The following is a 13,516-nucleotide window of genomic DNA, read 5'->3' on the forward strand; positions in this document are numbered from 1 at the left end:
TTCCTGACCGTGCCGTGCTTCTGCCTGGGCGATACCGCCGGGGCAGCGCGCCGTGGCCGGCCAGCAGCCAGCAAGGAAACCGCCGTGTCCGATTCGCCATCCGACAAGCCCGCGTCGCCCGCCCATTACCTGCAAACCGTTGCGGTTCAGCCCGAGCTGGAGATCGCGCCCGGCTTTGCCTCGTTTTCTCCCGCCACGCACCGCGGCTCCACCGTGGTGTTCCGCAACCTGGCCGAACTGCGTGCACATGGCGACGGTGCCACCACCTACTGGCGCTATGGCCTGCACGCCACGCCCACCAGCGAGGCGCTGTGCCAGCACTTGGCGCTGCTGGAGGGCGCGCGCCACACGCTGCTGCAGCCGTCGGGGCTGGCGGCAATCTCGCTGGTCTACTTCGCGCTGCTCAAGAGCGGCGACGACGTGCTGGTGCCGCACAACGTCTACGGCCCAAACCGCGACCACGGCGAGTGGCTGGCGCGCGAATTCGGCGTGACCGTGCGCTACTACGATCCGATGGACGCCGCCGCGGTGGCGGCGATGATCCGGCCGAATACGCGCCTGATCTGGATGGAGTCGCCCGGTTCGGTGACCATGGAAGTGCCCGACAGCGACGCCATCGTCGCCGCGGCCAGGGCGCGTGGCGTGCTGACCGCGATCGACAATACCTGGTCGGCCGGCATCTACTTCCGCCCGTTCGACAAGGGCATCGACATCTCGGTGCAGGCGCTGACCAAGTACCAGTCCGGCGGCAGCGACGTGCTGATGGGCGCCGTGCTGACCTGCGACGATGCCCTGCATGACCGCCTCAAGCGCACCCGCATGCTGATGGGCTGGGGTGTTTCCGCCGATGACTGCCACCTGGTGCTGCGCGGGCTGCCGAGCCTGCCGGTGCGCCTGGCCGCGCATGACCGTGCGGCCCGCGAAGTGGCGGAGTGGCTGCACCAGCGGCCCGAGGTTTCGCGCGTGCTGCATCCGGCGCTGCCGGACTGCCCCGGTCACGCCAGCTGGCGGCGCGATTTCACCGGTGCCAGCGGGCTCTTTGCCATCATCCTGCGGGCAAGCTATACGCGCCAGCAGGTGGATGCCTTCGTCGAGGCGCTGCAGCTGTTTGCGATCGGCTGGTCCTGGGGCGGCGCCCACAGCCTGGCCGTGCCATACCACGTGCAGGGCATGCGCCCGGCGGGCACCTGGCCGCCGGCCGGCTGGCAGGATACCGGCGAACTGGTGCGGCTTTATATCGGCCTGGAAGACACGCGCGACCTGATCGCCGACTTGCGCCAGGCGCTGGAGGCTACGCTGGCCGCGTAAGCGGCCTCAGGCTGGCTGTCTCAGGGCGAGGTTGAGCTGGTCGACGACCTCGGCCCAGTCGGCGTCGTCCTGCAGCTCGTCGCGCAGCAGCGTGGCCTGGGCCGGGGTCCAGAACGGTGCCTCGGCCAGTTCGACATCGTCGGGCAGCGGGGCGTGCGTGCCGATAAAGCTGCGGATGCTGGCTTCGTCGGAGGCCAGGCCGAGTTGGGCGAACAGTTCGGAAAACTGGTGGAAGGTCGATTCCATGGCGGTCGGCTCGATGTTGTTGGCCTGAGATAGTGTAGGGCAGCGGCCGGGCTGGCGCGGCCAAGGAAACAAAAACGGACGCTGCTGCGTCCGTTTTTGCGTGCGGGCGCCGAGCGCTCAGGGCGTATCCGCGCTGGGCATCGTCTTGGCGCTCGCGGTGGGCCTGGAAGCTTGTGCTGCCCGGGCTGCCTGCGGCATCGCCCAGACCGACTCCGCCGGCCCGCTGCGCGCGCGGCGCTGCGTGGCGCGGGCCAGGGCGACAAAGCCCGCGGCCAGCGCGATCGCGCCGATATCGAAGCCGGCGATGATCCAGTGCCCGCTGGGGATGCTGTGCAGCAGGTGGTCGCCGGTCAGGATCGCGTTCGCCAGCGGCACGGTCAGCGACGCTAGCGCGGCGGCGTAGAGCAGTTCCACCGCGGCGCGTACCGGCGGGCGCAGCAAAGCCCAGGCACAGGCCAGGCCAAACACCGTGAAATAGGTGTAGCTCACCGCGCGCTCCGGCCACAGCAGTGCCGCCGGGAAGCACAGCGCCACGCCGATGCAGCAGCCGATGCACACGCCGACCGTGCCCTGCGCCAGCAGCCGGTGCACGCGCGGCTGCTCCGCCTGGCGCAGCTTGCGCCGCGACTCGATCCACAGCAGATTGCCCGAATAGAACAGGAAGGCGCCGGCCAGCCCGGCCAGCAGGTAGACCAGGCGCACCGGCAGCTCGCCGAAGGTGCCGAAATGCAGCGCGTACAGCGCGCTGTAGAGCCCGTGGTTGCTGTCGCGCGTGCCGGCGGTCTGGTTGGCGGTCAGCTGGCCCGCGTTGGGCTCGCCGCTGGCGGCATGGATGCCCACCGAGCCCAGGTTGCCGAGGGCTTGCGTGCTGGTGCCGCGCACTTCCACCACGGCGTTGGCGTCGCCATAGCGCTGGAAGCGGAACGACTCGGGCGTGAAACGCTCGCCGCCGTGCTCGCGCGCGATCTGCACCAGCGTTGCCGTGGGCATGGTCGGCACCGCGCGATTGGCCGCGGCCACTTCCGGTACGGCGGTGGTGGCACGGGGCACCGCCTCGAACAGGCGGCCGTCGAAGGTCAGCGTATTGAACACCATCATCAGCACCAGCGACAGGCTGAACAGTGCGCCGGTGATGGCAAAGACCAGGTGGAAGGGCAGGCTGAACAGGCCCAGCACATTGTGGGTGTCCATCCAGAAGCGCTTCAGGTTGCGCCCGGGGCGCACCGCGAACAGGTCCTTCTTCAGCCGCGGCAGGTGCAACAGCACGCCCGACACCAGTGCCAGCCCGTACAGCACCGAGATCGCGCCCATGAAATAGATGCCGCCGACCGGGATCCCCAGCGAGTAGTGCAGGCTGTTCAGGAACGCCGACAGTTCGCCGATCACCTGGTCGCGCGAGGTGTCGCGCTGCATCGCGGCGTCGCCGGCCAGGCGGGCGTCGGTGGTCATCTGCCACTCGCCGGCCTTGTCCTGCCAGTAGGCCGAGATATTGGGCTCGCCCTCCGACGGCATGATCACGTAGGAACTGGCCGCGGCCTCGGGGTGGATCGCGACCAGCTTCTGCATGAAGCGGTCGACCGCGGCCGGGTCGGCCTTGGCCTCGACCGGCGCATTTCCTTTCAGCCGCGACGGCGACTGCCATACATGCAGCTCATGGTGGAAAACGGTGACCGCCCCGGCGAAGAAGGCGATAAACAGGGCCCAGCCGGCCATCAGGCCGACCCAGGTATGCAGCGTCTGGTACAGGCGCAGGTTTGCGGGTTTCATGATGGTTCTCAGGAGGCGGGCAGGGCGGCCAGTGCAGCCGGCGCCAGGCCGGCCAGTCGCAGCGCCCACAGCGCGCCGAAGCAGACCAGGTTGGCGCCGCCCAGCCAGATCCAGGCGGTGCGGCTGGAACGGAACAGCAGGCTGGCGCTGATGATGGCCACCCACACCGGCAGGCAGGCCACCACGGCCGCGACGATGCCGGTTTCCCAGCCGCCTGGCAGCCACAGAATCGACAGCGTGCACAGCGCCACCGTCAGCGGCAGCCCGAGCAGCGCACCGGCCAGCCATTTGGTGCCCATCGCGGATTGGTCTGCGCTCATGCCCGTTGCTCCCCTGCCGCCCTGCGCTTGCGCGCGGCATAGGTGCCGATAAAGGGCCACACCGACAGCGCGCAGGGCACGGTCACCAGGCTGGCCGCAATGGCCACGGGCCAGCCGTCGGTCGTGCTCCACAGCCAGGTGCTGACGATGACAAGGGCCAGGCCCAGCCAGCCCAGCACACGCGGTTGCGCGACCCTGCCGGGCGGCAGCAGGACCTGGTTGGGCGCGGCCAGGTACAGGCACACGGCCGCAGCCAGGCCGAGAAGGACGGCCAGAACTTGCATGGGGCAATGCCAGATAAACGAAACATTAATGGTAATGATTCGCATTTGAAGAAGCAAGCGCTAAGTAGACGCTGCATCTCAGGGATTTATCTGCACTTGGAGCGGGACTTGCGCTGGCCGTAGCGCGAATTGTTGCTGGCGGCCCGGGTGGTGGGGCCGGCCGGGCGATTGCCGCCCGGCGCGCAATGCCGCGTTTGCCGCGGCCCGGGATCAGTGCGGGAACAGCGCCAGCAGGCCGTCCAGCCCGACGTGGTTGAACGCGACGCTGGCCTGCGCGCGCACCACGGGCTTGGCCCGGAAGGCCACCGACAGGCCGGCCACGGCCATCATCTTCAGGTCGTTTGAGCCATCGCCCATGACAATGGCCTGGTCCGGCGTGGCGCCGATCTGGGCGCAGACTTCCTGCACCGTGCGGGCCTTGACGTCGGCATTGACGATCTCGCCGACGACATTGCCGGTCAGCTTGCCGTCGACGATCTCCAGCGTATTGGCGCGGGTCACGTCTAGTTTGAGCCGTGCCTTGAGCTTCTCGGTGAAATGCACGAAGCCGCCCGACACCAGCAGCGTGCGCAGGCCCAGCGCCTGCACGGTCTGCAGCATGCGCTCGGCGCCCGGCGACAGCCGCAGGCGCTCTTCGTAGACGCGGTCCAGCACGCTGGCGTCCAGCCCCTTGAGCAGGGCCACGCGGCGGCGCAGGCTTTCGTTGAAATCGGTGATCTCGCCGCGCATGGCGGCTTCGGTGATGGCAGAGACCTCGGCCTTGAGGCCGCAGAAGTCAGCGATCTCGTCGATGCACTCGATCGTGATCAGGGTCGAGTCCATGTCCATCGCCACCAGGCGGAAGTCGGACAGCTTGCGCCCCGCGGGCACTACTGCCCAGTCGATCGCGCGCGGCCCGCAGAAATCGTCCAGCGCATCGCGCAGCGCCGGCGTCAGCGGCGCGCATTCCTCGGCGGCGGCCACGGTGTCGCTGCGCAGCACCAGTTCAGAGGCGCGGGCCAGGGTGCGGGCGGTGTCGAGGTCGGCGGTGGGAAACGGGGCGGTGCTCTGGAGGATCAGGGGCATGACGAATGAGGATCGGGCGCTTGCCGCGCTGGCGGCAAGGCGGGGCAGGGCTGGCCGCAATGCGCGCGGCAAAATTGCTATTGTAGCCCCGCCGCAGCGCCCCGGGCGAGCCGCTCAGCGCTGCGCCATCACCATGTAGTCCACGGTCAGGCTGGACAGGGCGCGCACGCCGTTGATCAGCGCCGGCTCGTCCACATAGAACTCAGGCGAGTGGTTGGACGGCGCCTTGGTCACATCCTGGCCCTTGGGCGTCACACCGAGGTTGAAAAACAGGCCCGGCACTTTCTCCTGGTAGAAGGAGAAGTCTTCGGATGCGGTCGCCTTGGGCGTGATCAGCCAGTTGCCTTCGCCGGCCACGCGCTGCAGCGTGGGTGCCATCTTCTCGGTCAGTGCCGGCTGGTTGATGGTGGCGTTGTACAGCTCGACCACGCGGAAGCTGGCCTCGGCTCCGGCACTGGTGGCGATGGCCTCGGTGGTGCGCTTCATGCGGGCATGGATGTCCTTCTTCATGCCTTCGTCATAGGTGCGCACCGTGCCCATCATCTCGACCTTCTCCGGCACGATGTTCATGCGGTTGCCGCCGTGGATGGTGCCCACGGTGATCACCGACGGTTCCAGCATGGCGTTGACCTGGCGGCTCTGGATGGTCTGCAGGCCCATCACGATCTGCGATGCCACCACGATCGGGTCGATCCCGCCCCACGGCCGCGCGCCGTGCGTCTGGCGGCCCTTGACGTCGATCCAGAACTGGTCGGCCGCCGCCATCGAGGGGCCGCTGCGCCAGCCCAGCTTGCCCGATTCGATGCCGCTGCTCACATGCAGGCCGAAGATCGCATCGACCTTGGGATTGTCCAGCACGCCTTCGGATACCATCTGCTTGGCGCCCCAGGTGTTGGAGCCATTGGGTTCGAAGTCGGCCGGGCTTTCCTCGGCCGGCTGGAAGATGAACTTGACCGTGCCGGGCAACTGGTCCTTCATGCCGGCCAGCACTTCCGCGGTGGCCATCAGGATGGCGACGTGGGTGTCATGGCCGCAGGCGTGCATCACGTCCACTTCCTTGCCCAGGTACTGGCCCTTGGCCTTCGACGCGAACGGCACGTCCACGCGCTCCTTGACCGGCAGCGCGTCCATGTCGGCGCGCAGCGCCACCACCGGGCCGGGCTTGCCGCCCTTGAGCACGCCGACCACGCCGGTCTTGGCCACGCCCGTCTTCACTTCCATGCCGAGCTTGCGCAGGTGGTCAGCCACCAGCTTCGCGGTGCGGGTCTCGTAGTTGCCCAGTTCCGGATGCTGGTGGATGTCGCGGCGCCATGCGATCAGCTGCTTCTCGACCGCCTTGGCGCGGGTTTCGATCTGCGCATGCAGTGTGTCGGCGCCAGCAAGCGTGGGAGACGCGGCGGCCGGAGCCTGCGCTTGCGCGGTATGGCAGAGCAGGCCGGCGGCGAGGGCCAGGCCGGCGAGCGCGAAGCGCGTGGTGGAACGGGATGCGGAATCACGGACAGCCATGCAAGGTCTCCTTCGTTGTTGTTGGTGTGATGCAGGCAGTGCTGCGGCCGCGCCGGATGGGGCGGCCAGAAGGGTGCCGCGCTGTGTGTCCTGGCCGGGCACACAACGCGGCTGAGGGGGATGTCAGCCCGCCACGCGCAGACTGTCGATCACCTTGTGCAGGAAGGCCTCGCAAGCAGCCAGCTGCTCCAGCGAAACAAACTCATCCGGCTTGTGCGCCTGCTGGATATCGCCAGGCCCGCACACCACGGCCGGAATGCCGGCGCGCTGGAACAGGCCGGCCTCGGTGCCGTAGGCCACCTTGTTGGTGTCGCGGTCGGCGGTCAGCGCGCGCACCAGCTGCGTGATTGCTTCCTGCTCGGCCACGTCCAGCGACGGCGCGGCGGCGATCTTGCTCAGCGTCAGGCCGGCGTCGGCATGCTCGGCGCGCATCTTCGGCAGCAGCACGTCGTTGGCGTAAGCCTGGATGCGGGCGTAGATGGCTTCAGGGTCCACGCCAGGCAGGTTGCGGAATTCGAACACGAACTCGCACAGCGCCGGGATGGTGTTCAGCGCGATGCCGCCCTGGATGGTACCGGTCTGCGCGGTGGTGTAGGGCACGTCGAAGGCCTGGTCGTAGGGGCCGTTGGCCTTGAACTCATCGGCGATGTCGCGGATGAAGCAGATCAGGCGCGCGGCGTATTCGATTGCATTGACGCCGCGCGGCGTCAGCGACGAGTGCGCGGCCTGGCCCCTGACGCAGCAGCGGTAGGCGTTGATGCCCTTGTGCGCCACGATCACGCGCATGCTGGTGGGTTCGCCGACGATGCAGCCGCCGGGCCTCACGCCGCGCTCGCGCAGTTCGGCCAGCAGGTAGGGCGTGCCCATGCAGCCGATCTCTTCATCGAAGGACAGCGCATAGTGCACCGGCTCGCGCAGCCTGGCCTGCAGGATGGCCGGCAGCAGCGACAGGCTGGTGCCGATAAAGCCTTTCATGTCGCAGGTGCCGCGGCCGTAGAGCTTGCCGTCGCGCACCACCGGCTTGAACGGGTCGGTGGTCCAGTCCTGCCCATCCACCGGCACCACGTCGGTATGGCCGGAGAGCACGATGCCGCCATTGGTGTTGCCGTCGGCGGCGGGCACGGTGACGAACAGGTTGGCCTTGTCCTGCTGCGGGTTGTAGCTCAGATGCGGCTTCAGCCCCTTGGCCAGGAAATGGTCGCGCACCGACTCGATCAGGCCCAGGTTGGAGTGGCGGCTGGTGGTGTCGTATGCAACCAGCCGCTGGGTCCATTCAAGCGCGCTGCCGCGCGCGGCGATTTCGGTGACGGGCTGGCGGGAGGAAGCGGCTTGGGCGGGCATGGGGCGATTATCACTAACTTGTTAAGGATTTGATCCTACACCCGGCCTCGCGCCGCGTCCATGCAGGAGACTCCTACGCCAGTTGCCGCAACGTGTGCTTGATGGTCTGCGCGCGGATCTCCACGTCCGGCATCTTGGCCTCGATGCGCAGCTTGTCCTGCCCGGCCAGCTTGATATGGCGGTTCTTCTGCACCAGGTCGATGATGCGCATCGCGTCGATCGGCGGGTTGGGCACGAACTGCACGCTGATGGTGGCCTCGCCCGCGTCGATCTTGCGCACGCCCAGCGGCGCCGCGGCGATGCGCAGCCGGTGGGTCTCGACCAGTGCCTGCGCCTGCGCCGGCAGCCGGCCGAAGCGGTCGATCAGCTCTTCCTGGATGTCGTCCACGCGTTCGGCGGTCTCGCAGTTGGCCAGCCGCTTGTACAGCGACAGGCGCTCGTGCACGTCGGCGCAGTAGTCGTTGGGCAGCAGCGCCGGCGTGCCCAGGTTGATCTCGGTGGTGGCGGCCAGCGGCGCCATCAGGTCGGGCTCCTTGCCGGCCTTGAGCGCCTTGACCGCGGCGTTGAGCATGTCGGTGTAGAGCTGGAAGCCGATCTCGTGGATCTCGCCCGACTGCTTGTCGCCCAGCACCTCGCCCGCGCCGCGGATTTCCAGGTCGTGCATGGCCAGGTAGAAGCCCGAGCCCAGTTCTTCCATCTGCTGGATGGCCTCCAGCCGGCGCCCCGCCTGCTTGGTCAGGCCCTCGACGTCATGCACCAGCAGGTAGGCATAGGCCTGGTGGTGCGAGCGCCCGACCCGGCCGCGCAGCTGGTGCAGCTGCGCCAGGCCGAACTTGTCCGAGCGGTGGATCAGGATGGTGTTGGCGGTCGGCACGTCGATGCCGGTCTCGATGATGGTGGTGCACAGCAGGATGTTGTCGCGGCGCGCGACGAAGTCGCGCATCACGCGTTCCAGCTCGCGCTCGTGCATCTGGCCGTGGGCGACGGCAATGCGCGCTTCGGGCACCAGCTCGGCCAGCCGCGCGCGCTTGTTCTCGATGGTCTCGACCTCGTTGTGCAGGAAGTAGACCTGGCCGCCGCGCTTGAGCTCGCGCAGGATGGCCTCGCGGATCACGCCGTCTTCCTCGCGCCGCACGAAGGTCTTGATCGCCAGCCGCTTCTGCGGCGCGGTCGCGATCACCGAGAAATCGCGCAGGCCTTCCAGCGCCATGCCCAGCGTGCGCGGGATCGGCGTGGCGGTCAGGGTCAGCACGTCGACCTCGGCGCGCAGGGTCTTCAGCGCCTCCTTCTGGCGCACGCCGAAGCGGTGTTCCTCGTCGATGATGACCAGGCCCAGGCGCTCGAACCTGACCTGGTCGGACAGGATCTTGTGGGTGCCGATGACGATGTCGACGGTGCCTTCGTTGATCTGCTTGATGGCCGCGTCGATCTCTTTCTTGGTCTTGAAGCGCGACAGCTCGACGATGCGCACCGGCCATTCGGCAAAGCGGTCGGACAGGGTCTGGAAGTGCTGCTCGGCCAGCAGCGTGGTCGGCGCCAGCATCGCCACCTGCTTGCCGCCCAGCACCGCGACAAAGGCCGCGCGCAGCGCCACCTCGGTCTTGCCGAAGCCGACGTCGCCGCAGACCAGCCGGTCCATCGGCTTGCCCGAGGTCATGTCGGCAATCACCGCGGCAATGGCAGCGGCCTGGTCCGGCGTTTCCTCGAAGCCGAAACTCTCGGCAAAGGTCTCGTAGTCCTTGGGCGAGAGCGGGAAGGCAAAGCCCTCGCGCGCGGCGCGGCGCGCGTACAGGTTGAGCAGCTCGGCAGCGGTGTCGCGGATCTGCTGCGCGGCGCGGCGCTTGGCCTTGTCCCACTGGCCAGAACCGAGGTGGTGCAGCGGCGCGGTATCGGGATCGGCGCCGGAATAGCGCGAGATCACGTGCAGCTGGTGCACCGGCACGTACAGCTTGCTGCCCTTGTCGTAGTCCAGGTGCAGGAATTCCTCGTCGCCCTGGCCCATGTCCAGCGTGACCAGGCCCTGGTAGCGGCCGATGCCGTGCTCGCTGTGCACCACCGGGTCGCCGATCTTCAGCTCGGCCAGGTCGCGCACCATCGAGTCGACGGCGGAGGCCTGCTCCTGCTTGCGGCGGCCGGTGCGGCGCGCGGTGCCGGCGTACAGCTCGGCCTCGGTGACAAAGGCGATCTGCCCCTGCGGCAGCGCAAAGCCGCTCTGCAGCGGCGCCACCGCGATCGAGAAATGCGCTTCGCCGGCCAGGAACGCGGCAAAGTCGTCCACCGGCTGCGGGCGCAGGCCGCTTTCGGCAAAGAGCTGCAGCAGGGTCTCGCGCCGCCCGGCCGAGTCGGCGCACATCAGCACTCGGGTCTGCTTGTCGAGCAGCAGCGCTTCCAGGTTGACCAGCGGATCATCGGCGCGGCGGTTCACCGAGACGTCGGGCAGGATGGCCGAGAACGCGGCCTGGTCCGCATTGGCTTCGGCCTGCAGCACCAGGCGCGCCATCGGCTTGGCGGCAACGAAGAACTGCTCCTCGGACAGGAACAGGTCCGCGGGCGGCAGCAGCGGGCGCTCGCGGTCGTGGCGCATGAAGTTGTAGCGCTGGGTGGTGTCGGCCCAGAAGCGGCGGATGGCCTCGTCGACATTGCCGGCGAAGGCGAGCTGGGTGTCGGCGGGCAGGTAGTCGAACACGGTTGCGCTGTGCTCGAAGAACAGCGGCAGGTAGTACTCGATGCCGGCCGATGGCACGCCGTTGCCGATGTCCTTGTAGATCGGCGACTTGGTCGGGTCGCCCTCGAACACCTCGCGCCAGCGGCCGCGGAAGGCGGTGCGCGCGGCTTCGTCGAGCGGGAACTCGCGGCCCGGCAGCAGGCGCACTTCCTTGACCGGGTAGAGGCTGCGCTGCGTGTCGGGATCGAAGGCGCGGATGGTCTCGATCTCGTCGCCGAACAGGTCGATCCGGTACGGCAGCGCCGAGCCCATCGGATACAGGTCGATCAGGCCGCCGCGCACGCTGTATTCGCCGGGACGCATCACCGCGCTGACGTGCTCGTAGCCGGCCAGCGTGAACTGGGCCTTGAGCGCGTTCTCATCCAGGCGCTCGCCCTGCTTGAAGAAGAAGGTGTAGGCGGCCAGGAACGCGGGCGGTGCCAGCCGGTACAGCGCGGTGGTGGCCGGCACCAGCATCACGTCGCATTGCCCGGTCTGGATATCGTGCAGCGTGGCCAGGCGTTCGGACACCAGATCCTGGTGCGGCGAGAAGCTGTCGTAGGGCAGGGTTTCCCAGTCGGGCAGCAGGCGCACGCGCAGTTCGGGCGCGAACCAGGGGATTTCCTCGGCCAGGCGCTGGGCATCGACCGCGTGGGAGCACACCACAGCCACCAGCGGCGCGCGCTCGCGGTGCTGCCGAGCGTACGCGGCCACAGCCAGCGCATCGGCCGAGCCGCGCAGGCCGGCCACGCTGTGGCGCAGCCCCGGCTTGACCAGCGGCAGGTTGACAAAGGGGAAGGCGGGCTTGGCGTCAGGCATGTCGGCAGCGGGGCGTTCAAAACGACGACACCCCGCCGGCATTGCGGGCGGGGGTCGGAGCAGGGGACCTCAACGGCCCGTGCCGGGCACGCGTCAATGCGGAATGGCGCGGCATGGCGACGGGCAAGGGCCGTATTATAGAATGCGCACCGGTTGTCCCGCTGGCCATGTTGGCCAGCAGGCGCCCGCGCCTCTTTCACTCCACGCCGATCCTGTGTCCGCTCGCCGCTTTGCCCTGATTCCCTGTGCCGGTTCCGGCAGCCGCGCCGGCGGCGCCGTTCCCAAGCAATACCAGACCGTGGCCGGCCGGCCGATGATCTGGTACGCGCTGGCGGCGTTCTCGGCGTGCGACGCCATCAACGCCACCGCGCTGGTGCTGGCGCCCGACGACATGCCGCTGGAATCGCGCTTCGGCGCGGCGGCGTTTGCCGGGCTGCGCTTCGATACCGCCTTTGTCGGCGGCGATACCCGCCATGCGTCGGTGCTGGCCGGGCTGCACCACCTGGCGCAGCTGGGCGCGACCGAGAGCGACTGGGTGCTGGTGCACGATGCCGCGCGCCCGGGCCTGACCCCGGCGATGATCCATGCACTGGTGCGCGCGGTGGAAAGCGACGGCGACGACGATCCGGATGCCGCCATCGGCGGCATCCTGGCGGTGCCGGTGCCCGACACGCTCAAGCGCGCCCAGGACGACGCCCGCATCGGCGCCACGGTGCCGCGCGAGGGGCTGTGGCAGGCCCAGACGCCGCAGATGTTCCGCCTGGGCGTGCTGCGCCAGGCGCTGCAGGACGCCATGGCGGCCGGCGCGGTGGTCACCGACGAGGCCAGCGCGATCGAGCGCCTGGGGCTGCATCCGCGGCTGGTCAACGGCTCGCTGCGCAATTTCAAGGTGACCTACCCGGAGGACTTCGCACTGGCCGAAGTGCTGCTGGGCAACGACGGCAAAGGAGACTGACCGCATGATGCCTTTTGATATCCGGGTGGGACAGGGCTATGACGTCCACGCGCTGGTGCCTGGCCGCAAGCTGATCCTGGGCGGGGTCGAGATCGCGCATGACCGCGGCCTGCTGGGCCATTCCGACGCGGATGCGCTGCTGCACGCGGTCACCGACGCGCTCTTCGGCGCGGCCGCGCTGGGCGATATCGGCCGCCATTTCCCCGACACCGACGCGCAGTTTGCCGGCGCCGACAGCCGCGCGCTGCTGCGCGAGGCCGCGCGCCGCGTGCGCGCGGCGGGCTATGAAATCGGCAATGTGGATGCCACCGTGATCGCGCAGGCGCCCAAGCTGGCCCCGCATATCGGGGCGATGGTGGCAAACCTGGCGGAAGACCTGGGGGTGGCGCGCGGGCGTTGCAACGTCAAGGCCAAGACCAACGAGAAGCTGGGCTTCGAAGGGCGCCAGGAAGGCATCGTGGCGCAGGCCGCGGTGCTGCTCTGGCGCGCCTCGGTGGGCGACGCGCAGGACTGATCAGGGGCGCGCCGCGTCTGGTGCCGCGGCGTTTTCCGGCGGGATGGCGTAGGTGTAGTCGATCAGGCGGGCCATCGCACCCGCGCGCGCACCGGCTTCGGTGCGCTTGATGAAGCCCATCTGCTGGCACAGCCGGATGGCCGATGCCATTTCCGGCATGGTGCGCACCACCAGCGCGGGCGCGCCGATATCGCGCGCGCGCTGGATGCAGATCTGCATCAGCGTGCGGCCCAGGCCCAGGCCGCGCGCCTGCGGGCTCACCGACAGCAGCCGCGCTTCCGGCTGGGTCAGGGTGATTGTGCTGCCGTCCAGTGCCGGCAGCGTGGCGCCCGGATGGCAGAACAGCACGGCGCCCATGATGCCGTGATCGGTTTCCGCCACCCACCATTCCATATCCGGATGGCTGGTCGCCAGCACTGCCTGCATGCCGCGTTGGAACGAGGCGCGGCAGTCTTCCATGATGGCTAGCTCATATTGCCCGTAGGCTTGTTGCGTGACGGCGGCGATGTCGCCCCAGTCATGCACCGCCGCGAGGCGGTAGTGGAAGCGGGGGGAAGTCGGCGAAGGCAGGGTCATGGCAGGCTATAAGTGCGTGTCCTGCCTGGATTGTAGGCCGATCGCCGCACGTGTGCAGCCTTGGCGCGGGGCGGTTGCAGGATGGGAACAGCCGGCAACTCCTGATGGGAA

At 68.6% G+C, this 13,516-nt stretch carries 12 protein-coding genes; 3 read left to right on the plus strand and 9 right to left on the minus strand.

From position 1 onward, the window contains the following. Window positions 1-84: 84 nt before the first annotated feature. A complete protein-coding gene (locus RS901_RS13380; protein WP_316149231.1) occupies window positions 85-1,308 on the plus strand; it encodes a cystathionine beta-lyase in 1,224 nt (407 codons plus the stop codon). A 6-nt stretch (window positions 1,309-1,314) separates the two neighbouring features. Here the strand turns inward: RS901_RS13380 and RS901_RS13385 are convergent, their stop codons facing one another. The 8 genes from RS901_RS13385 to mfd all read right to left on the minus strand — a co-directional run bounded on the left by RS901_RS13385 (window position 1,315) and on the right by mfd (window position 11,360). Next, a complete protein-coding gene (locus RS901_RS13385) occupies window positions 1,315-1,554 on the minus strand; it encodes a DUF2789 domain-containing protein (protein WP_316149232.1) in 240 nt (79 codons plus the stop codon). A gap of 117 nt (window positions 1,555-1,671) precedes the next feature. Next, window positions 1,672-3,321 carry a PepSY-associated TM helix domain-containing protein gene (locus tag RS901_RS13390; protein WP_316149233.1) on the minus strand — a complete coding sequence of 550 codons (1,650 nt, stop codon included), beginning with the start codon at window positions 3,319-3,321 and terminating at the stop codon, window positions 1,672-1,674. 8 nt (window positions 3,322-3,329) lie between these two features. After that, a complete protein-coding gene (locus tag RS901_RS13395; RefSeq protein WP_316149234.1) occupies window positions 3,330-3,641 on the minus strand; it encodes a hypothetical protein in 312 nt (103 codons plus the stop codon). Next, window positions 3,638-3,925 (minus strand): hypothetical protein, encoded by a 288-nt coding sequence (locus tag RS901_RS13400; RefSeq protein WP_316149235.1) that lies wholly within the window; start codon window positions 3,923-3,925, stop codon window positions 3,638-3,640. Before RS901_RS13400 ends, RS901_RS13395 begins: the two co-directional genes overlap by 4 nt. 210 nt (window positions 3,926-4,135) lie before the next feature. Further along, a complete protein-coding gene (gene serB / locus RS901_RS13405) occupies window positions 4,136-4,990 on the minus strand; it encodes a phosphoserine phosphatase SerB (protein WP_316149236.1) in 855 nt (284 codons plus the stop codon). 114 nt (window positions 4,991-5,104) lie between these two features. Then, window positions 5,105-6,496, minus strand: coding sequence for an amidohydrolase (locus RS901_RS13410; RefSeq protein WP_316149237.1), 1,392 nt, complete (start codon window positions 6,494-6,496; stop codon window positions 5,105-5,107). A gap of 123 nt (window positions 6,497-6,619) precedes the next feature. Then, window positions 6,620-7,837 (minus strand): acetylornithine deacetylase, encoded by a 1,218-nt coding sequence (gene argE / locus RS901_RS13415; protein WP_316149238.1) that lies wholly within the window; start codon window positions 7,835-7,837, stop codon window positions 6,620-6,622. Window positions 7,838-7,910: 73 nt separating this feature from the next. After that, the gene (gene mfd / locus RS901_RS13420) at window positions 7,911-11,360 is read right to left on the minus strand and encodes a transcription-repair coupling factor (RefSeq protein WP_316149239.1); all 3,450 of its coding nucleotides are present in this window, start codon (window positions 11,358-11,360) and stop codon (window positions 7,911-7,913) included. Between the two features lie 142 nt (window positions 11,361-11,502). On the opposite strand from mfd, the gene ispD reads away from it, so the two are divergent. Together ispD and ispF are read left to right on the plus strand one after the other, a co-directional pair. Further along, window positions 11,503-12,315, plus strand: coding sequence for a 2-C-methyl-D-erythritol 4-phosphate cytidylyltransferase (ispD, locus tag RS901_RS13425; RefSeq protein WP_316149240.1), 813 nt, complete (start codon window positions 11,503-11,505; stop codon window positions 12,313-12,315). Between the two features lie 4 nt (window positions 12,316-12,319). Further along, window positions 12,320-12,829, plus strand: a complete 510-nt coding sequence (ispF, locus tag RS901_RS13430; protein WP_316149241.1) for a 2-C-methyl-D-erythritol 2,4-cyclodiphosphate synthase — start codon at window positions 12,320-12,322, stop codon at window positions 12,827-12,829. Here ispF and RS901_RS13435 read toward each other — a convergent pair whose 3' ends face one another. Continuing rightward, the gene (locus tag RS901_RS13435; RefSeq protein WP_316149242.1) at window positions 12,830-13,405 is read right to left on the minus strand and encodes a GNAT family N-acetyltransferase; all 576 of its coding nucleotides are present in this window, start codon (window positions 13,403-13,405) and stop codon (window positions 12,830-12,832) included. Between the last annotated feature and the right edge of the window lie 111 nt (window positions 13,406-13,516).

The organism is Cupriavidus sp. BIC8F, from assembly GCF_032465815.1.
Taxonomy (GTDB): domain Bacteria; phylum Pseudomonadota; class Gammaproteobacteria; order Burkholderiales; family Burkholderiaceae; genus Cupriavidus; species Cupriavidus necator.

Excerpts from the sequence above, each read along its gene's own strand:
- RS901_RS13385 (WP_316149232.1), bottom strand. The coding sequence starts at position 1,554 with ATGGAATCGACCTTCCACCAGTTTTCCGAACTGTTCGCCCAACTCGGC.
- RS901_RS13390 (WP_316149233.1), bottom strand. The coding sequence starts at position 3,321 with ATGAAACCCGCAAACCTGCGCCTGTACCAGACGCTGCATACCTGGGTC.
- RS901_RS13395 (WP_316149234.1), bottom strand. The coding sequence starts at position 3,641 with ATGAGCGCAGACCAATCCGCGATGGGCACCAAATGGCTGGCCGGTGCG.
- RS901_RS13400 (WP_316149235.1), bottom strand. The coding sequence starts at position 3,925 with ATGCAAGTTCTGGCCGTCCTTCTCGGCCTGGCTGCGGCCGTGTGCCTG.
- serB (WP_316149236.1), bottom strand. The coding sequence starts at position 4,990 with ATGCCCCTGATCCTCCAGAGCACCGCCCCGTTTCCCACCGCCGACCTC.
- RS901_RS13410 (WP_316149237.1), bottom strand. The coding sequence starts at position 6,496 with ATGGCTGTCCGTGATTCCGCATCCCGTTCCACCACGCGCTTCGCGCTC.
- argE (WP_316149238.1), bottom strand. The coding sequence starts at position 7,837 with ATGCCCGCCCAAGCCGCTTCCTCCCGCCAGCCCGTCACCGAAATCGCC.
- mfd (WP_316149239.1), bottom strand. The coding sequence starts at position 11,360 with ATGCCTGACGCCAAGCCCGCCTTCCCCTTTGTCAACCTGCCGCTGGTC.
- ispD (WP_316149240.1), top strand. The coding sequence starts at position 11,503 with ATGCGCACCGGTTGTCCCGCTGGCCATGTTGGCCAGCAGGCGCCCGCG.
- ispF (WP_316149241.1), top strand. The coding sequence starts at position 12,320 with ATGATGCCTTTTGATATCCGGGTGGGACAGGGCTATGACGTCCACGCG.
- RS901_RS13435 (WP_316149242.1), bottom strand. The coding sequence starts at position 13,405 with ATGACCCTGCCTTCGCCGACTTCCCCCCGCTTCCACTACCGCCTCGCG.